General features: G+C 70.9%; 20 protein-coding genes. 12 read left to right on the top strand and 8 right to left on the bottom strand.

The genetic code is table 11. The features are described 5' to 3' along the window. The first annotated feature begins 22 nt into the window (after positions 1 to 22). The 5 genes from C3488_RS40740 to C3488_RS26240 all read left to right on the top strand — a co-directional run bounded on the left by C3488_RS40740 (position 23) and on the right by C3488_RS26240 (position 3233). Positions 23 to 163 carry a hypothetical protein gene (locus C3488_RS40740; RefSeq protein ID WP_181139201.1) on the top strand — a complete coding sequence of 47 codons (141 nt, stop codon included), beginning with the start codon at positions 23 to 25 and terminating at the stop codon, positions 161 to 163. A 3-nt stretch (positions 164 to 166) separates the two neighbouring features. Beyond that, complete coding sequence (locus C3488_RS26250; RefSeq protein WP_103843385.1) at positions 167 to 1138, top strand: alpha/beta hydrolase; 972 nt, start codon at positions 167 to 169, stop codon at positions 1136 to 1138. After that, the gene (locus C3488_RS41800; protein ID WP_258053648.1) at positions 1135 to 1260 is read left to right on the top strand and encodes a hypothetical protein; all 126 of its coding nucleotides are present in this window, start codon (positions 1135 to 1137) and stop codon (positions 1258 to 1260) included. Before C3488_RS26250 ends, C3488_RS41800 begins: the two co-directional genes overlap by 4 nt. A gap of 100 nt (positions 1261 to 1360) precedes the next feature. Next, positions 1361 to 2566 carry an MFS transporter gene (locus tag C3488_RS26245; protein WP_103843408.1) on the top strand — a complete coding sequence of 402 codons (1206 nt, stop codon included), beginning with the start codon at positions 1361 to 1363 and terminating at the stop codon, positions 2564 to 2566. 73 nt (positions 2567 to 2639) lie between these two features. Beyond that, positions 2640 to 3233 carry an NADPH-dependent FMN reductase gene (locus tag C3488_RS26240; RefSeq protein ID WP_103843384.1) on the top strand — a complete coding sequence of 198 codons (594 nt, stop codon included), beginning with the start codon at positions 2640 to 2642 and terminating at the stop codon, positions 3231 to 3233. A 4-nt stretch (positions 3234 to 3237) separates the two neighbouring features. Here the strand turns inward: C3488_RS26240 and soxR are convergent, their stop codons facing one another. The 3 genes from soxR to C3488_RS26225 all read right to left on the bottom strand — a co-directional run bounded on the left by soxR (position 3238) and on the right by C3488_RS26225 (position 5416). Then, entirely contained in the window at positions 3238 to 3699 is a 462-nt protein-coding gene (soxR, locus tag C3488_RS26235; protein ID WP_103843383.1) for a redox-sensitive transcriptional activator SoxR, read from the bottom strand. 49 nt (positions 3700 to 3748) lie between these two features. Further along, entirely contained in the window at positions 3749 to 4603 is an 855-nt protein-coding gene (locus C3488_RS41110; protein ID WP_219822337.1) for a hypothetical protein, read from the bottom strand. 84 nt (positions 4604 to 4687) lie between these two features. Next, a complete protein-coding gene (locus tag C3488_RS26225) occupies positions 4688 to 5416 on the bottom strand; it encodes a TetR/AcrR family transcriptional regulator (protein WP_103843382.1) in 729 nt (242 codons plus the stop codon). A gap of 334 nt (positions 5417 to 5750) precedes the next feature. Here C3488_RS26225 and C3488_RS26220 point away from each other — a divergent pair, with 334 nt between their 5' ends. The 7 genes from C3488_RS26220 to C3488_RS26190 all read left to right on the top strand — a co-directional run bounded on the left by C3488_RS26220 (position 5751) and on the right by C3488_RS26190 (position 12974). Then, positions 5751 to 6491: a response regulator transcription factor gene (locus C3488_RS26220; RefSeq protein ID WP_103843381.1), complete on the top strand. Its 741-nt coding sequence runs from the start codon at positions 5751 to 5753 to the stop codon at positions 6489 to 6491. Between the two features lie 258 nt (positions 6492 to 6749). After that, the gene (locus tag C3488_RS26215) at positions 6750 to 6998 is read left to right on the top strand and encodes an acyl carrier protein (RefSeq protein ID WP_103843380.1); all 249 of its coding nucleotides are present in this window, start codon (positions 6750 to 6752) and stop codon (positions 6996 to 6998) included. After that, positions 6995 to 8083 carry a beta-ketoacyl synthase N-terminal-like domain-containing protein gene (locus tag C3488_RS26210; RefSeq protein ID WP_103843379.1) on the top strand — a complete coding sequence of 363 codons (1089 nt, stop codon included), beginning with the start codon at positions 6995 to 6997 and terminating at the stop codon, positions 8081 to 8083. Before C3488_RS26215 ends, C3488_RS26210 begins: the two co-directional genes overlap by 4 nt. A 191-nt stretch (positions 8084 to 8274) precedes the next feature. Continuing rightward, entirely contained in the window at positions 8275 to 9210 is a 936-nt protein-coding gene (locus C3488_RS26205) for a 3-oxoacyl-[acyl-carrier-protein] synthase III C-terminal domain-containing protein (RefSeq protein WP_103843378.1), read from the top strand. Then, positions 9207 to 9920, top strand: a complete 714-nt coding sequence (locus tag C3488_RS26200) for a hypothetical protein (RefSeq protein WP_103843377.1) — start codon at positions 9207 to 9209, stop codon at positions 9918 to 9920. The genes C3488_RS26205 and C3488_RS26200 overlap by 4 nt, the downstream gene beginning before the upstream one ends. Positions 9921 to 9959: 39 nt before the next feature. After that, positions 9960 to 11228 (top strand): beta-ketoacyl synthase, encoded by a 1269-nt coding sequence (locus C3488_RS26195; RefSeq protein WP_103843376.1) that lies wholly within the window; start codon positions 9960 to 9962, stop codon positions 11226 to 11228. Between the two features lie 132 nt (positions 11229 to 11360). After that, complete coding sequence (locus tag C3488_RS26190; RefSeq protein ID WP_258053646.1) at positions 11361 to 12974, top strand: DHA2 family efflux MFS transporter permease subunit; 1614 nt, start codon at positions 11361 to 11363, stop codon at positions 12972 to 12974. Positions 12975 to 13121: 147 nt separating this feature from the next. Here the strand turns inward: C3488_RS26190 and C3488_RS26185 are convergent, their stop codons facing one another. The 5 genes from C3488_RS26185 to C3488_RS26165 all read right to left on the bottom strand — a co-directional run bounded on the left by C3488_RS26185 (position 13122) and on the right by C3488_RS26165 (position 18229). After that, complete coding sequence (locus tag C3488_RS26185) at positions 13122 to 13655, bottom strand: hypothetical protein (RefSeq protein WP_258053645.1); 534 nt, start codon at positions 13653 to 13655, stop codon at positions 13122 to 13124. Between the two features lie 319 nt (positions 13656 to 13974). Continuing rightward, complete coding sequence (locus tag C3488_RS26180) at positions 13975 to 14760, bottom strand: immunity 49 family protein (protein WP_258053644.1); 786 nt, start codon at positions 14758 to 14760, stop codon at positions 13975 to 13977. Between the two features lie 195 nt (positions 14761 to 14955). Further along, positions 14956 to 17145: an SUKH-4 family immunity protein gene (locus C3488_RS26175; protein WP_103843373.1), complete on the bottom strand. Its 2190-nt coding sequence runs from the start codon at positions 17143 to 17145 to the stop codon at positions 14956 to 14958. Positions 17146 to 17199: 54 nt separating this feature from the next. Then, positions 17200 to 17607, bottom strand: a complete 408-nt coding sequence (locus C3488_RS42720; RefSeq protein ID WP_103843372.1) for a toxin glutamine deamidase domain-containing protein — start codon at positions 17605 to 17607, stop codon at positions 17200 to 17202. Next, complete coding sequence (locus C3488_RS26165) at positions 17570 to 18229, bottom strand: hypothetical protein (RefSeq protein WP_103843371.1); 660 nt, start codon at positions 18227 to 18229, stop codon at positions 17570 to 17572. Before C3488_RS26165 ends, C3488_RS42720 begins: the two co-directional genes overlap by 38 nt. Between the last annotated feature and the right edge of the window lie 80 nt (positions 18230 to 18309).

The following is an 18309-nucleotide window of genomic DNA, read 5'->3' as shown; positions in this document are numbered from 1 at the left end:
TCTCCGAGACAGGAAGAACACCATGCCGCTGACCGTCCCCGTCGCCGCCCGGCCGGCCACCGAGCAGTGCCACCCCGCTGTACCGCCTCTGCGCACCCTGCTGGGCCGGCGTATCTCCTGGGGGCTTGCCACCGCCCGCGGCTCCCGGCGCAGGGGTCGCTGACCCATGGCCGACTCGCTGGACTCCGGTGCTCCGGAGGTTCATGACATCGTCCTCGACGCGGCGGGCGTCCCGATCTCCGCGCTGCTGGCCGAGCCGCGAGGGACCCAGCCCCGCGCGACCGTGGTCGCCGTTCACGGCGGCGGAATGAGTGCGGGCTACTTCGACAGCCAGGCCCGCCCCGGGCTCTCGTTGCTGGCACTCGGAGCCCAGCTCGGATACACCGTGCTGGCGGTGGACCGCCCCGGCTACGGCCTGTCGGCACCCCACCTGCCCGAAGGTCAGACCGTGCACGACCAGGCGGCCACCCTGCATGCCGCCCTGGCCGACTTCGCCGCCCGCCGCGACACGGCGGCGCCCTTCTTCCTGCTCGCCCACTCCAACGGCGGCAAGCTGGCGCTGGCCGCCGCGGCCCGGGACGACGGCGCACTGCTCGGCCTCGACATCTCCGGCCTCGGCAGCCGCCTCGCCGTGGACCGGCACCAGCTGCCCGGCCCGGACGGACACGGCGACTGGCGCAGGCACTGGGGCGCCCTGCGGCTGTATCCGCCGGACGCCTTCCGGCTCAGCGGCGCTCTCGTCAGGCCCGTACCGCTGAGGGAGGCGAGCGAGGGACCGCTGTGGCCGGAGCTGTACCCCGACATCGCCGCGCGGGTCCGGGTGCCGGTCCGCTTCACCTTCGCCGAGCACGAACGATGGTGGCGGTTCGACGAGGAGGCCCTCGACGCCCTCAGGAAGCCGCTGGGCGCACCGAAGGTGAACATCGACCTCCAGCCGGACGCCGGGCACAACATCAGCCTCGGCTGGGCGGCACGCACCTACCACCTGCGGGCCCTCGGATTCCTGGAGGAGTGCCTCCTCGCCAGGGACGCCGCACCGCCCGGCGGTGAACCGCAGGACCCCCGCCGGACACCCCTCTCCCGTGGACCACGGACCCCCGTCCGGGCCCGACCACTCGTGAAAGGAAGGCAGACGTGAGTTCCTACGTCCTCGTGGACGAAGAGCGCGCCCCTGCAGAGCCCGACACCCGCCGGCCCGCACTGCTCGCCGGTGAGGAAGGGGAGACCCCTGACCAGTGCATCTTCCGTGGCATCGACTGAACCGCAGCGGACCGGGCCGCCCGGCGACGGGGAACGGACCGGGCCGCCGGACGACGGGAAGACGCCGGCGAGGCGCGCCTTCGCCGGCGTCTTCCGGTCCCTGACGGTCCGCAACTTCCGGCTCTTCGCCACCGGACAGATCGTGTCCGTCGCCGGCACCTGGATGATGGTCGTCGCCCAGGACTGGCTGGTGCTCTCCCTCACCGGCGACTCGGGCACGGCCCTTGGCCTGGTGACGGGACTTCAGTTCACCCCGCTGCTGCTGCTCACCCTGCACGCCGGAGGGGTCGCCGACCGGTATGACAAGCGCCTGCTGCTGACGGCCGCGAACCTCGTCTCGGCCGTTCTCGCCGTGCTGCTCGCGGCCCTGGTCCTGACCGGCCGGGCACGGCTGTGGCAGGTGTGCCTGTTCGCGCTCGGCCTCGGGGTGGTCAACGCATTCGAGGTACCGGCCAGGATGGCGTTCGTCAGTGAGCTGGTCGGTGCCCGGCTGCTGCCGAACGCGTCCGCGCTGAGCGCCGCGTACTTCAACTCGGCGCGGGTCGTGGGACCGGCGTCGGCCGGCCTGCTCATCCACTGGTTCGGCACCGGCTGGGTGATGCTGCTCAACGCGGCGAGCTATCTGGCGACCGTGGTGGCGCTGCGGATGATGCGCCCCGGCGAACTGCACCGGGCCGGCCGCCGGCCAGAGCGCGCTCTGGTGCGGGACGGGATACGGCACCTGGCGGCGCGGCGGGACCTCGTACTGCCGATCGTGCTCGTCGGCGTGGTCGGCATGCTGGGGTTCACCTTCCAGCTCACGCTGCCGCTGCTCGCCAAGACGGTCTTCCACGCCGATGCCGCAGCCTTCGGGCTGCTGACCGCGGCGCTCGCGGCCGGCTCGCTGGCCGCGGCCCTCGCCACCGCACTGCGCCGCGGCCGGCCCTCGTTCGCCCTCGTCATCACGGCCGCGGCCGCGTTCGGGGTGCTGCAGACCCTGGTCGGTCTCGCGGCCACCCCGACCAGCGCCGCGGTGCTGCTGTTCTTCACCGGCTTCGCGTCGGTCTTCTTCGCACAGGCGGCCAACCACCGGATCCAGCTCGGCACCGCTCCCGTCTACCGCGGCAGGGTGATGGCTGTCTACACCCTGGTGTTCCAGGGCACCACCCCGCTCGGGTCACTGCTCGTCGGCACCCTCGTCGGACACCTCGGCGCCCGCTCCGGACTGCTCCTGGGCGGCATCGCCTCGTTGCTGGCTGCGGTGGCCGCCGGGTGGGTGGACCGCCGACGCGCGGCGGACCGCACCGCTGATCGCGCCTTGACCTGAACCTTGGTTCAGCTCCTAGCGTCGTCACCGAGTCGATCAACCGGTCGGCGCCATCGAGTTCTTGGGGGTACCCATGTCCGACAAGCCGCTGCGTATCGCTGTCATCCTGGGAAGCGACCGGGACGGACGGTTCGGGCCTGTCGTCGCGAAGTGGTTCGCCGAGCGGGTGCGGGAGCACACCGGAGCCGAGCCGGACCTGATCGACCTCAAGGAGGTCGGCCTGCCCACGGCTCTGCCCGCGTGGGGCGCCCAGCCGGAGGCCGACGTCGCCGCCGCCGCCGAGGCGGTGCGCGAACGCCTGCGCGCGGCCGACGCCTTCGCGGTCGTCACCCCCGAGTACAACCACAGCTATCCCGCCTCGGTGAAGAACATCATCGACTGGCACAACGTCGAGTGGCACGCCAAGCCCGTCGGTTTCGTCTCCTACGGCGGCATGGCCGGCGGCCTGCGCGCCGTCGAGCACCTGCGCCCGGTCTTCTCCGAGGTGCACGCGATCACCGTCCGGGACACGGTCAGCTTCCACAACGTGTGGTCCCAGTTCGACGCCGAGGGCGAGCCCACCGAACCGGAGGGCTGCAACACCGCGGCCAAGCTGATGATCGACCGGCTGCAGTGGTGGGGCCAGGCTCTCCAGGAGGCGCGTGCCAAGACCCCCTACACGGTCTGACGGATCACGGACCGGCGAGCCGACGGGCCCCCGGGCCCTCCTGGCTCAGGGCGTCACCGGGATTGGCCAGGGCGCAGCTGCCCAAGGACATGCAGCCGCAGCCGATGCACTCCGCGAGCCGGTCGCGCAGGTCCTCCAGCCGTCGGATACGGGCGCTGAGGTCGTCGTGCCAGCAGTGCGATATCCGCGCCCAGTCCTCCTCCGTGGGAGTCCGTCCCTCCGGTAGCAGGCCGAGCACCTCCTGGATCTCCGACAGCGGGATGCCCAGCTGCTGCGACATCCGTATGAAGGTGACCCGGCGCAGCGCGTCCCTGGCGTAGCGGCGCTGGTTGCCGGCGGTGCGCTCGCTGGCCAGGAGGCCGCGGCGCTCGTAGAAGCGGAGCGCGGAGACGGGCACGCCGCTGCGTGCGGCGAGTTCGCCGATGGTGAGACGTGCCGTCTTCGGCGCGAGCGGAGGCGTCTGCATGGAAACCCCGAGGGTGCGAAGCAACGAATGCGGGGCCTGTCGGCCGAGGTCATCCCGTGCGGGCTGTTCTGCGGGTGGTGCGGAACGAGTCCTCGACGTCCTGGGCCCAGTAGTACGTGCGGCCGGCGCGCTTGTCCCGGCGCCACCGGTGTTCGCTGGCGAGCCGGTACACGGTACCAGGGGGGACGTCTCGCAGCCGGGCGACCTCGGCGGCGCTGAGCCACTGCGCGGCCTGCCGGGCACCGCCCGCCACGCCGGTCCGGCCGAGGTGGCGCCCGAGGCGCGTCCATTCCGCCGCCGGCCAGCGGTGTGCGGAATCGGCGCTGCACACGATCTCGGACAGGGCCGCGCCGCCGGTGCGGACATGGGCGACCAGGCTGCCCGTACAGCCGGACTCGGCGCAGGTTCCCACCTCCATACGGCGGCTGGGGTCCGGCTCCACGACCCGGCGTGCGGCACCGACCAGGCGGCCCACCTCACCCGTCACCTCGGCCGCCGTCTCGTGCGCCGCCAGCCAGGAGGCGTGCTGACGGAGGAACAGTGCGAGCGCCGTCACCGTCCGGTGCGGCGGGGTGATGCCGCGCTCCTGGGCCACCAGCCCGCTCCAGGACCCGAGCACTGACAGGATCGACGCCCGTACGTCGGCGGCCCGGGCGTTGAACGGCATCCCCGGCAGCGGGCCGTTGGTGCTCCGGCCCTGCGGCGCAACCGTGCTGTGGCGGCTGCCGAGCAGCGCCGACTCGCAGGAGTGGTAGAGACCCGGCAGCCGCTCCAGGTCCGTGAAGAACCGCCGCTCGCAGGCCGCGCAGAGCCGGCTGCCGGGGGCGGTGGGGTGCGGCTGTGCGGCGCACCCGGGCCCGCCGCACAGCCGCACCGGCGTCCGTTCCGTGTCATGGATGTCCATGGTCGAAAACGGTAGGCAGAGCGTTCGGATCCGGACAATGCGCGCCGCTCTAAGCTTTCACTAACCGGATTTCGCCGACTCCGGTCACCGCCCCACGACGGCGGCGATGCTGTCCAGCACCCGGTCGAGCCCGAACCGGAAGCGGGTGTCCGCCTCCAGGCGCAGGGTGTCCGTCTCCGCCAGAATCCGGGCGAACATCGGGTACTTCCCGCTCTCCGTCAGGTGACGTGCGTACGGCTCGGACTGTCGGATCCACTCCTGCATGTCCACCTTGGTGCGCCGCGCCTCCTCCGCCCAGCCGACCTCGTTGCGGATGAAGCCCTCGACGTATCCGCTGAACAGACCCACCACGCTGAGGAGTTCGTCGACGGACAACCCGAAGCGCGCGAGCGTGCCGAGGACGAACTCCTGCTGGCGCAGGGTGTTGGGCCCCCAGATGGGGTGCCCGGGGGTGCGGGTGGCCAGCCAGGGGTGCCGCAGCCAGAGCGCGCGCCGCTGATGGGCCGTGAGCGTCAGGTCCGCCCGCCAGTCGGAGGAAGGCTCCTCCGGCAGCTCCACCTCGCCGGCGACGTGGTCGACCATCAGCTCCACGAGGTCGTCGCGGTTCGGGACGTAGTGGTAGAGCGTCATCACCCCGGTGCCGAGCTCGGCGGCGATGCGGCGCATCGACATGCGCTCCAGGCCCTCCTCGTCGGCGATCCGGACGGCGGCGGCCACGATGTCGGCCCGGCTCAGGCCCCGGCGCGGGCCCGGCCCCCGCCGGAGCGGGGCCTCGGGGCGCATCCAGATGCTCGCGTACTCCTCGTCGGCCACCGCTCTCCCTGTTCTTCGCCGCCTCGACGGGCACTCGCGCACACGCTACCCCGGCACCGCTCCGACCGGTGACCCGGCCCACACCGGATAAAGGTCGATGCACAATTCGACAAGGCCATGTTACGTGCACTATATGGGAACGTCAGATTCTTGATCCTGCGCGAGGGGTGTTCTAACGTTCTGAGGGTCGCGACGGGGGGTGGTGAGTGTTGGCGACTTATCGATGCGCGCCGTGCGTGGAATTTCCCGTGATGAATTCTGGTTCCGGGCCGCTCCCTTGCCGTGTCCTTGCCGAAATCGCACGGTCCTGGAATCCGGTCGGGAGTGAGTCCACGTGCTGGTCCTGATACTGACGAACGACTTTGAATTTTCCGCCGAACTGGCATCGGGCTTGGAGAACGGCGGTCACCAGGTCGAGGTCGAGCACAGGCCCGACCTGGCCCTGGCCCGTCTGGCCGAGGTGGACGGCGTCCTGCTCGATCTCCATCTCTCGGGCGCCGACGGCTTCGAGGTGTGCCGGGCGATACGTTCCGCCTCACCGGTGCCGCTCATCGTGGCAGACGCGCACGACGACGTGTTCGACCGGGTGCTGAGCTTCAAGCTGGGAGCCGACGACCATGTCCACCGCTCGTGCAGCGTCCGTGAGCTGACCGCCCGCCTGGAAGCGGTGGTCCGGCGCGTCGACACCTCCTGGCAGCCCTGGAAGCAGGCCGGCGCACAGCCCGACCAGGTCCACGACCTGGGCGAGGTGCAGATCGCCCCGCGGAACCGGAGGGTCACGGTCCACGGGGAGGAAGTGGCGCTGACCCGGAAGGAGTTCGACATCCTCGCGCTTCTGGCCTCGGACGCCGGGCGGGTCTTCGACCGTGAGGACATCATGCGCGAGGTGTGGGGCCACGACGGGGCCGGCGACACCCGGACCCTCGGTGTGCACATGGTCGGGCTCCGGCGGAAGCTGGGCACCCCCGCACTCATCGAGACGGTCAGAGGAATCGGCTTCCGCCTGAACGTGGCGCGCCGCCCCGAGCGCCTGAGCGAGCGGGAGGCCGCCGGTGCCGCCCGGCGCGCCGGGTAGCCGGGCCCTCTCCGGTACGGACCGCAGGCCGTGGTCACCGCCTCTCCGGCGGTGTCCACGGCATTTTCTGCATTGCGGCCCGGAAAGCCCGTGCTTCCGCCACTGCCGGGTTCCCGCATTCCGAAGGGATTTCCGGGAATCTAATGAAAACCTAGAAAGCAGCTGCTTGTTCTTTGTGTGCTCGCTGGCGAAGCTGTTGAGCAATGCTCCGTTGACTGATCACGGGGCGCGATCCCACGGACAAGCGGAGGCGGTCTCATGACTGCGATCAAGGCGGATGACAAGCAGCAGATCAAGGAGATCATCTGTGACATTCTCGAGCTGGAGGAGGACGAAATCAGCGAGACGAGCCGGTTCGTCGAGGAGCACGACGCCGACTCCATGCGCCTGATCGAGATCCTTTCCTCGCTGGAGCTCAACCTCGGCGTCACCATCGAGCAGGCCGACCTGCCGCGAATGGTGAACCTCGCCGGTGTGTACGAGGTTGTCGCGGAAGCCGCTCGATGACCGGCGTCCGCACGCCGCGCGCGCGGCTGGACATCGTCGGCTGGTCCGCGACCTCGCCGTTCGGCACCGGCCGCCGGGCCTTCGCCGACGGGCTGCGTAAGGGACGTGTCACCGCCGCCCCGCTCGACCACGAGCGGTGGCAGGTCCCGCCCGGTCCCGCCTGCCTGGTCCCGGACTTCGACGTCCGCGCCGTGCTGGGCAAGAAGGGCACCCGGATGATGAACCGGGTGACCGGACTCGCCGTCAGCACCGTCGGAGACCTGCTGGCGGGCCTCGACCGCACGCAGCTCACCCCGGAGGACACCGGCATGGTGCTCGGCACCACCGGTGGCAGCGTGCAGAGCACCCTCGACTTCACCCGCGGCTCCCTGACCGGCAGGCGCCCCTACCTCGTCGAGTCGGGTCTCATCCCGTACGGGGTGATGAACGGGGCCGCCGGCCAGGTCGCCATCTGGCACCAGTTGAAGGGGCCGAACGCCACGCTGGCGGCGGGACGCTCCGCCGGGGTGCTCGCCCTCAACTACGCCCGGCGGCTGCTGCTGACGGGACGGGCCGGCATGGTGCTGTGCGGCGCGGCCGAGGAGTACTCGACCGCCCGGGCGTGGCTGGCCAGGCACACCGCGGAGGGCGATCCCGACGAGCTGCTCCTCGGTGAGGGCTGCGCGATGTTCGCCCTGGCCGCCGCGGACCCCGACACGCCCCCCACGGGGACCTCACTGGTCGGCGCCAAGGCCATGACGTGCAGCGGCGGTGACTGGCAGGCGGCCGTACGGCGCTGCGTCGAACGGCTGTTGTCCGACGCGGACGCCAAACCGGACGAGGTGTGGGCCGTCAGCCCGTCCGGCGCCGCCGGTGCCCCCGGCGACGCGGAACAGGAACTGGCCGAGGAGCTGGTCGCGGCCGGCGGCACCGCGGTGCCCGTCGCCCACCTGGTCGGAGAGGGCCACGCCACCTCCGCCGCGTTCCAGCTCGCCGCGGTCCTCAGCCGGGCGGAGGAGGACGACCGGTCGGCCGGCCGGCTCTCACTGGTCACCACCACGGACGAGGGCGGAACCGTCGCCGCTCTTCTGCTGCGCCACCACTGAGAGCTCCCGGTGCACCCGGGACGGGTCTGCGAGCCGTCCCGGACGACTGACGAACGGTCTGTGCGCCGTACCGGACGACTGGCCGAGCAGATCCCCGGCGCCGTACCCGCGCCCCCAGCCCGTGTGCCACGGCGGGCCGGGCCGGGCGGCGTACCACCCGAGAAAGGCCGCAGTTGATCACCCTGGAAGCAGTGGAGTCCCATCTCCCCGAACGCACGGTCACGGTCGAGGACCGTGCGGCCGAGCTGGGCATCACCCCGGAGCAGACGCACATGTTCCGTCGCCACTTCGGGCTCGACCGCATGCACTACGACCCGTCCGTGGACCTGGTGGAACAGCTCGTGCAGTCCGCCGCGCGGGCTCTCGGCGACACCCCGCGCGCCGACGTGCGCCATCTGATCCTCGGTCACGCTCTGCACGGCGCCGGTCACATGGCGCCCGACATCGTCCGGGTGCTGGCCCGGCGGCTGGGCCTGGAGCACGCCACGGCCTTCGCCCTCACGCAGCAGAACTGTGCGGTGTCGATGTCCGCAGTGGACGTCGCGGGCGCGCTGCTGCAGACCGAGCCGGACCCGTCCGCGCGCGCCCTCGTCCTCGTCGGGGACAAGCCGCGCACACGGCAGGCCAAGCTCATCATGAACACCTGCATCGTCGCGGACGGGACCGCCGCGGCGCTCGTGGCGTGGGACGGGCCGGGCGTGCCCGTGCGCTCCTTCGCCACCCGCACCCTCGGGCAGTTCTCCGACGGCATGCTCTCCTCCCCTGAGACCTTGCGTGCCTCCGCCGAACTGCGGCCCCGGGTGCTGGCGGAGGTGATGGAGGAGGCGGCGCGGCGGGCCGGCCACACGCTCGCCGACATCCAGTGGTTCATCCCCTCCAATCCCAACCTCGTGTTCTGGCAGGACGCCGTGCCGGACGAGGAACTGCGCAGCAGGTTCTTCCTCGGCAACATCCCCCGGTACAGCCACTGCCTGGCCGCCGACGTACTCGCCAACTACGTGAGTCTGCGGGAGGAGAAGCAGTTGGAGCCGGACCGGCCCGTCATGTTCGTGGCCATAGGCGTGGGAATGACCTTCTCCGCGATGGTCGCCACCCCCCGCCTCGAGCACGGGGCGGTCAGCCGATGAGCCTGCGCCTGCACAGTGCCGTGGAGTACGCGGCCGGGCCGCCCGGCTTGGACCGGCCGCCGCTGCACCACGCGGACATCGTCGACCGGCTGCTGGAACGGGCGGCCGAGCCGGAACCGGCCGCCGGGCCCGGCCCGGATCTGGTGGTACTCGTCTATGCCGCCCCGGACACCCAGGGCCACAAGACCACCGCCTCCCATCTGAACCTGCGCACCGGTGGGGCGGCGCACAGCTTCGCGCTCACCGTCCAGGGCACCGGCGGGCCGTTCGCCGCGCTGCGGGTGGCCGAGGCGTGCGCCCGGACCGGCCGGGGCTCCTCGTCGGTGCTGGCCCTCGTGGAGTGCGCGGGCGCCGAGGGGGTGTCCGCCGCGTCCGGCGTCCTGCTCCGCCTGGACGGGCAGCCCGGTTACGGCGTGGCCGAGACCCGCTCCGTCCCACTGGACCGACTCGCCGACGCGTGTGCGGCCCTGGTGCCCGAGAAGGGCCGGCTGCTGCTCGTCCTCGGTCCGGGAACGGACCCGGAGGCGGCCCCGGCACAACGGACGGACGTCCGCACCCCCCCTCCGGACAGCTCGTGCACCGCCGTGTGGCGGCTGCTGGCGAGGGAGTCGGAGGCGTGGCGGGAACAGTACCCGGTGGTGGCGCTGTGCGCCGCGGACCCGGACACGCGCACCGGCCACCTCGCCGTACTACGTGACCTGGACCAATGAGAGACGCCTGCGGGCGGGACCGAGGAAGAGAGATACGACATGACTGACGTGACGGCGCCGGCCGGGCAGCTGCCCGACCGGGACCGGGTGGTAGTGACGGGTCTGGGAGTGTTCTCCAGTATCGGCGTGGGGGTCCCGGAGTTCACCGAGGGACTGCGGGCCGGGCGCAACGGCGTCTCACCGATCTCGGCGTTCGACACCTCCGGCTTCGACCACGCCAACGGCTGCGAGGTGCGGGACTTCGAGCCCGGCCCCTGGCTGCGCCGCTGGCAGGAGGAGGAACTGGGCCGGACGGCCCAGTTCTCGGTGGCCGCCGCACGGATGGCCGTCGCCGATGCGGGCCTGACGGACGAGCAGCTGCGGGCGGCCCGCGTCCAGGTCACCGTGGGCACCACGGACGGGGAGTCGCAGGACCTGGACCGGCTGGCCGCCGAGTGGGTGGCCGACGGGCCGCAGTCGTGGAATCCACAGACGGCCGCCCGGGTCGGCGCGGGCCGCCTCTCCGCCGCCGTCGCCTGGGAGTTCGAGCTCAGCGACAGCGAGGCCGTCACGCTCGCCACAGCGTGCTCGGCCGGCAACTACGCGATCGGCATGGGCCTGGACGCCATCCGGGTCGGGGACGCGGACATCGCGCTGTGCGGCGGTGCGGACGCCATGTGCCAGAAGTCCTTCGCGGCCTTCTACCGGCTGGGAACGATCGCTCCGGACTTCTGCCGCCCCTTCGACAAGGACCGGCAGGGCATCCTCACCGGCGAGGGCGCCGGGGTACTGGTGCTGGAGCGGCTGGAGTCGGCGCTGGCTCGCGGCGCACGGATCTACGCCGAGGTGCTGGGGTACGGGCTGAGCTGCGACGCCCACCACCCGGTGCAGCCCGAGCAGTCGAGCATCGCCCGTTGCATGCGCGGCGCGCTGGACGACGCGGGCGTGCGCCCGGAGGAGGTCGACCTCATCTCCGCGCACGGCACCGGCACCCGGACCAACGACGTGACCGAGTCGCGCGCGATCCGTGAGGTCTACGACGGCGCTCCGCCGCGGACCGTCTCGCTGAAGTCGATGCTCGGCCACACGATGGGAGCGGCCAGCGCGCTGGCGGCGGTGGCCTGCTCGGTGGCGCTCACCGAGGGGTTCATTCCACCGACCATCAACCACCGCGAGACGGACCCCGAGTGCGAGATCGACTGCGTGCCGAACCAGTCGGTGCCGGCCCAGTTGCGGGTGGTGCAGAACAACGGCTTGGCGTTCGCGGGCAACAACGCTGTGGTGGTCCTCGGCCGCTACCCGGACCCGCAGGAACCCCCGGCCGCGTAACAGCGGCTCCGCAGGCCGAAACGGCACTTGCGTACACCGTACTAAGATGGCACTCTGGAGTCATCTTAGTGCGGTGTACGAAGATAGTGGGCGGATCACCGGCACCCCTCGTCTGGAAATTAAGGAGAAGCCATGGAGACGGAAGAGGACTCCCCGGCGGTGCGTGACCACGCCGGTTCGCGACGTGCGGGGCCGGCTGGGAGCACGCCCGGGGCGGCGGTCCGCCGCCGAACCGCCTTCGGCGTGCTGTCGCTGCTGCTGGGCATGGTGCTCGGCGTCCTGGACCAGGTGATCGTGGGCACGGCCCTGCCTACGATGGTCGGCGAACTAGGGGGGCTCAGCCTGTTGCCGTGGGTGGTGACGGCCTACGGGCTCGCCACCGCCGTCACCACTCCGTTGTGGGGCAAGTTCGGCGACCTCTACGGCCGCCGCCGCACCTTCATCGGTGCGATCTCGCTGTTCCTCATCGGCTCCATGGCGGCGGGTCTGGCCCAGGACATGACGCAGCTCATCGCCTTCCGCGTGGTCCAGGGGCTGGGCGCGGGCGGGCTGATGGTCGGTGCCTTCGCCCTCATCGGCGACCTGATCCCGGACCCGGCCGACCGGGTCAAGGTACAGTCGGTCATCGGTGCGGTCATCCCCATCGCCCTCGTCGGAGGACCGCTGCTCGGCGGCATCCTCACCCAGCACGCCAGCTGGCGCTGGGCCTTCTACCTCAACGTCCCGGTCGGCGCCGTGGCACTGGCCGCCGCCGCCATCGGCATCCCCGCCGCTGCCCGAAGCGCCAAGCAGCGCATCGACGGTCTGGGAGTGGGGCTGCTCACCGTCGCCGTGGTCGCGATGACCCTGCTCGCGGGGTGGGCCGGCACCCGGTACGCCTGGGGCTCCTGGCAGATCGCCGGCCTGGCCCTCGTCGCGGCGGTGGCCCTGGCGGCCCTGGTCCGGGTCGAGCGCCGCGCCGCCGAACCGATCCTGCCGCCCCGGCTCTTCCGCTCCCGAGACTTCAACCTCGCCCAGGTTCTGGGCCTCCTGGTGGCCGCCGCAATGCTGGGCGTCATGGTCCACCTGCCGCTCTACATGCAGAGCGTCCGTGGAGCCTCCCCGACCGTCAGCGGCCTGTTGCTGTTGCCCTTCATGGGCGGGATGATCGCCGCGCAGCTGCTCGCCGCCCGGCTGGTGCTGCGCAGCGGCCGGGTCCGGGTGCTGGCGCTCACCGGCACCGGCACGGCCGCCGTCGGGCTGGGCCTGCTCACCCTCTTGGACACCGTGACGACGACGACACTCGCCGCCGGCCTCGGCCTTGTAGCCGGCTTCGGGATCGGTATGACCCTCCAGAGCACCCTGGTCATCACCTTCGGCAGTGGGGACCGTCGTGACATCGGGGTGGCCAGCGGCCTGCTCAACCTCTTCCGGGCCATCGGGGGTTCCCTGGGTCTGGCCCTGCTCGGCTCCGTCTACGCGGCCTCGGCCGAGGACACTCTCACCCAGCGGCTCGGCACCAAGGCAGGCCACGCGCTGTCCGCCTCCAGTCAGCACCTCGACCCCCAGGCCCTGACCCACCTCCCCGCCGACGCCCTGTCCGCCTTCCGCTCGTCCGTCGTCAACGGCCTGCACAGTGTCCTGCTGGGCGGCGTCGCCCTCGCCGCCGTCGGCTTCGCTGTCGCATGGCTGCTACGCCCCCGCATGGCGGCCCCCGCCGCCACCCCGGGCAACGCTTCCGCCGAGACCCCGGCCGAAGGCGTCTGAGAACACCGAATGGCCGGTGGCCCGCCAGGCCACCGGCCATTTCCTCGAGGTGCAAGCCCGGCAGACCGTGCCGCCCGGCAACCTCAGCCGCGAGGACACCGGCGAACCGGGCCCCGGGCCGGGCCCGGACCGGCGCCCGACGACGAGTCACGTCTGACGGCGCCTGTTGCCGACGGCGTAGGCAAGGCCCCAAGCGGCGGCCGCGGCGACCACGAGGCCGAGCGGGGAGAACCAGTCGACTCCGCCGTGGGCTTCGCTGGTCCACCAGGCCTTGGCCGGGAAGAAGGGCTCGACCTCCAGCAGGTCCATGAGGGCCACGGGCGACCGCTCCCAGGCGAAGACCAGCGGGATGGCGTTGACGTAGCCGAAGAAGGCGCCGAGCGCGGCGATGACGGCCCCACCGATCCGGGCGCCGTTGCTCCGGTGAGCCACCAGGCCGACGAGGGAGCCGACAATCGCGCCGTTCAGCAGCGCATGGGCCAGGTAGAGGGTGTTGGCCGTGGTGAGCGACTGATGCTTGTACGTTGCCAGGATGAGACCGCTGTAGAGCAGCGAGACGACGACCGAGACGAAGAATGCGAGGAGGACCGCGCCGACCGGATTGCCGCTTGCACTCGGTTGCCGGCTGAAGGGCGGTGTTTGGAACGGCGGTCCGGGCTGCGCCGGGTATGGGGGTTGCACCGGCGGCAGGCCTGGGACGGGCGGTGGCCCGCCGTACACCGGAGCCTGGCCCGCAACGGGTGGCAACCCGGCCCGCATCGGTTGCTGCCCCGGAACCGGCGGCGGCCCGAATCCCAGCTGCTGCTGTGGCGGCGGCGGGGCGGGCTGGGCGTACGGGTTGGAGGGGTTCTGCGGTGGCTGTGGTGGCTGCGGTGGTGGTTGGAACGGCGGCTGGCTCATGATTCCCCCATGTAGTCAACTGGCAGAAGCAGCAAGTTATCAGGGAGATCAGGAGGTGGCCGTCGGAGCCGGAGCGAGCCGCGTGAAGGGTACTGAGGGGCTAGCGCGACGGAGCTGGTCTGCCGTTCGACGAGGCGGGGAAGTCACCGACACGGCCGCGTTCCAGCAAGTACTTGGGGATGTAGTCCGACTCCACCTCGATGGCGATGCCGCCGTCGTAGGCGAGGCAGGCCATGGCCAGCGGACCCAGTGCGACGAGACCACTCACCTGTGCAGCCCTCGACTCCTCTTCCGTCCAGTACTCCTTGTGCGATTCCAGGGCCTTGACCAGTTCCACATGGAAGCGCTCCCCGGCGCCTCGGACGAACCGGTAGAACAGGTTGAGCGGGGGATACAGGACACGCAGCATCAGACTGCGGTCGGCGGCCCGCAGGGCCTCGGGTTTCGTTCCCTTGATGGCGGCCACCAGCTTGTCGCCGAGAGCGGGACCCTGCTTCCAGTACGTCTGGAGGGTGTCGACCCAGTCGTAGACGTACTCGTCGTACACCGCCCCGGATTCGCGCAGCAGTGAGATCGGGACGTTGCTCAGCTCTGTGAGTCGTCGGCGATCGCGGCAGACGAGCGCCAAGTAGAAGGCGGTGAGCCAGTTGCCCGCGTTGGCCGGCGGATGCGGGCCTGTGGAGGGGATCGTGCGCAGCCGGCCTGAGATCAGGCACTCCACCGTGGGTTCCGATGAGGTGGCGGCCCGGAACAGGGCGGAGCCGATCTGCATCGCCGCGACCCATGCCTCCCAGGTCTCGATGCGTGCGGCGCGGGGATCCAGCGCGCAGTGGTTCTTGGCGTTCGCCAGCGCCCTGTTCATACCGGTGTTGAACGTGCTGGGCATGGTCTCGAGCTTCCGGACCCGGGCTTCGGTGTCGTCAGCGAGTGCTTGCACGCTGAACACACGGTCGGCAGGCACATCGTGACGTGTCACGCGCATGGTCATCCCTGCCCGTCCTCCGGCCTTCGGATGTCGAAGTACTCCATGGTGGACTCACCGAACCTCTTGCTGCGAAGCCGACTTCCTGCGTCAGGCCGATCAAAGGCCGTCCAGATGTCCGTCGAGTGCTCCCTGCCAACTCGACGAGGCTGCGGCCTCGGGATCGACCTCTCCCGCCCAGGCCTTCACACTGCGGCGGGCATCCCGTCCTTCGTCGCTCCGGAACGGGAAGTCGCTCAGGACGAGCATGCGGTACAGGCCGATGAGCGTCATGAACTGGGGCAGGCTGCTGCCGAGGATTTCCGGTCCGGCGGCGGAGACGAGCAGGATGCGACCTGTCCGGCCCTCCAGGGCCACGGATTCGGTGAGCCAGTGTCCCAGGAGGTAGGCAACGCCGCTCGAATGCGGAAGTCCGACGGGTTCGAGACCCGTTTGGTCGAGCGTCACGGTGGTCAGGAAGGCCGGTGCGGTTCCGCCACCGAGGGCGGGAAAGCCGACTTCGGAGATGATCGCGCGTGCCTGTGGCTCGGTCAGCGCAGCCGGTAGGTCGGCGACGGGTACACGGCGCAGGGCGCGGTCGCCGAAAGTGTCGGCGAACCATCTGTTGAGCTCTTCGCCTTGTTCGGCAACGGGGCGGGGCATGGGCCACGGGGCCGTGGAACGGGCTGACGGGACGAGCGACCGCTGCCACACCCCAGGCCCTGCCGTCAGTTCCTCGGGGTGCAGGACATCGAAGGCGTACAGGCCCCTCGGCCCGTACGCCACCCAGCGCCCGTCGTCCGCAACTTCGGCTCCGCTACGGGGAACCAGCAGCCCTGGCCAGTCAGGACGGCCCGCCCCGGACGAACCGGCGTATCGCCTGCTCTCGAGCGCGCTGCCCACGGTCCGTTCCACATCTCCTTCGTCACCGATGAACTGGTGGACCACCCTGGGCTGAAGCAACTTCTCACCATCGGACAACCGCCAGATGCGTTCCCGCACCTGGTCGTCCCCCCAATCGTCGAGGCCGTCAGCCAAGGGCTCCTCGAGTTCCTCCTGGCTGAAGACGCCGCTGTGCTCGCTTGCTGCGACGGGGATGCCCGCATAGATGCCGAAGTCCACCCCACGCGTTGGTCCGGGTAGGTCCGGCAGCGCTCCCAGCACACCGTAGGGACGCCACTTCGACCATGCGGTGCGCCATGCCAGCGGCACTGGGCTTGCGCACTCGAGCTGCTCGGCCCAGTCACGGCGGCCGCGGTTCACGGCTGCCCAGTGCAGCCAGGCCAGCCACTCACTCTGCGAGTCGGGGGTGACACCGTCCCGTTCCAGATAGTGGGCGTCTGCGGCGACACCCCCCACCGGAGGGCCTCCGGGCCACGCCAGCTCGACCGCTTGCTGCAGCGAGACGCGATCGGCCACGGCCGCCAGGACGGGCTGCTCCTCGATGAGCTGGGGCAGCATGCCGGAAAGCGCGGCATGGACGGCGAGCGCGCGGCCGGCGTACGTGGCGATCCGCACGTCGGCTGTGCCCGCGGTCGTTGGGGACACCGCGGAGAGGAGGGCCTCGGTGATGGCCAGTTGCTCCACGTCCGTGATCGGCTCGGCCCTGCGGAGCAGACGCTTGAGTGCGTCCGACGCCAGTCGCACGATAGGGGAACCGTCGGCACCCACCGCCAAGTGGAGGGCATTCGGTCGCTGCTCCACAATGTGACGCAGGGTGTCCTCGGTGTGCTGTCCACCCAACGCCGTGTCCATGAACTGCCAAGCGGACAAGGGGACTTCACGCAGCTCGGCTGCCGCAAGGGCACGGAGGGCGGGATGCTCGGCGAGAAGCGCTGCGGGGGCCGGGCCTTCGAACTCTCCCTCCAGCAGGACCTCGTCGGGGCGTTCTGGCCGTGCAGGATCACTCGGCTCGTCGAACTCCAGGACGGGAAGTACATGGCCACGGCTCATACTGCTGAACTCCCCGGCGACACGGTCGATGAGGTCCGACTCGGTCGAGGAATACAGGGTGCCCGCCCACTGCACATTGGCAAGAAACAGGATCCCGCCCTTGCGAAGACCCGCCAGCGTGTCCTTCAGCGGGTCACCCAGGGGGTGATGCCTGGCTTGGAGACCGAAGTGCGCAAGGAGTCGCCCGAGCACCTGATCGGCCTTCAAGCCACGGCAGTCCAGGAACAACGAGCCGGGCAACTCCTCGTGCAGCCCGGCCAGGAGAGCCGTTTTGCCCACCCCCGGCGAGCCGCGCACTGTGAGCTTGGGCGCGTGTTTCGGCGGGTCGGCCAACCAGCTCACGATCTGCTGATCCACTTCCCCGGCAAACACGGTGCATCACTCCGATCAGACCCGGCCGATCAGGGTACGTCAGCGCTCGCGGCGAGCGCTGACGTCCAGACTCTGGCAAGTTCCCCACGGAAGCGGTGCATGTCGGCGTTGCGCGCATCCACGGCCTGCTGCCGAACCCTCTCCAGGTGCTCGCCGCGCGAGGACGTGGCCGTGGTGGTTGACGGCGTCGAAGGCGTGGCCGCCTCCGCCGGGCCAGTCGACCTGGACGATGGCCGCTGAGCCGTGACCGGCTTGCTGGAGGGTGTTGGCGATGTCACGTCGCGCATCGGCGAACCGCCCGCCGCGCCGCCGCCCGCCCCCGCTCCTGCGGACGGCGGCCGGAGGCGGGGCGCACGAAGGGCCGGACCTCGGTGAAGCACAGCGTGTCAGTCGCCCCCACCGGCACGGCTCAGACGAAGTAGCTGACCAGGAAGGACACCCCGGCACCCACGATCCCCACGCCGATCATCCCGATGAGGACCGGACGCGTCGCTCCCCGCCCCGCCGCCTCCCATGCCTCGTCGTACGAGACGCGGCTCGGGCCGAACGGCGCGTAACCCGTGGCCAGGCAGAAGACGCCGAGGCCGGTGAGTACCCACCCGCCGAAGAAGGCCCCGAAGAAGCGCCAGGCGCGGTCCATTCCGCCCTGGACGTAGTCGCCGTTCCCCGAGGTGACCGTCGTCGGCGTGTCCGTCTGCTGCACCGCCAGCTCGGCTCCCTCCGCGTACCGATGCCTGACCTGCACCGCCGCGGCCGTGTCCTTGCTCTTGCCGTCGTCCGACACGAAGGTGCCCTCGCAGCGGACGGGGCGGCGGTTCTTGTGGCTGCTTCGCGAGGCGTTGTTCGGGTAGCTCATCTCGCACTGCTTCACGGTCAGCGTGCCGTGCGTGCCGGCCCAACCCGCCAGGTACGCCCCCTCGTACGCTCCCCACCCGCTCAGGGCGAGGCCGGCGAGCAGGAAGACCAGACCGCCCCAGCGCCCGAGGCGGCCGAAGGCCCTGCCGACGAGACCGGCGGCCGGGGAGCGGTCGGTTCCGTTGTGCTTTCCCGTGCTGCGCGTCTGAGCCATGACGACGAAGTCCTTCTCCTCTTCGGCCGATTGGGGGTCAGCATGGCATCCGTCGATTACAGGAGATACTTCGGGTGTCC

It is taken from the genome of Streptomyces sp. Ru72 (assembly GCF_002920635.1).
Taxonomy (GTDB): domain Bacteria; phylum Actinomycetota; class Actinomycetes; order Streptomycetales; family Streptomycetaceae; genus Streptomyces.
Note: the sequence above shows the minus strand (reverse complement) of the source record. Positions and strands in the feature narration are given on the sequence as shown.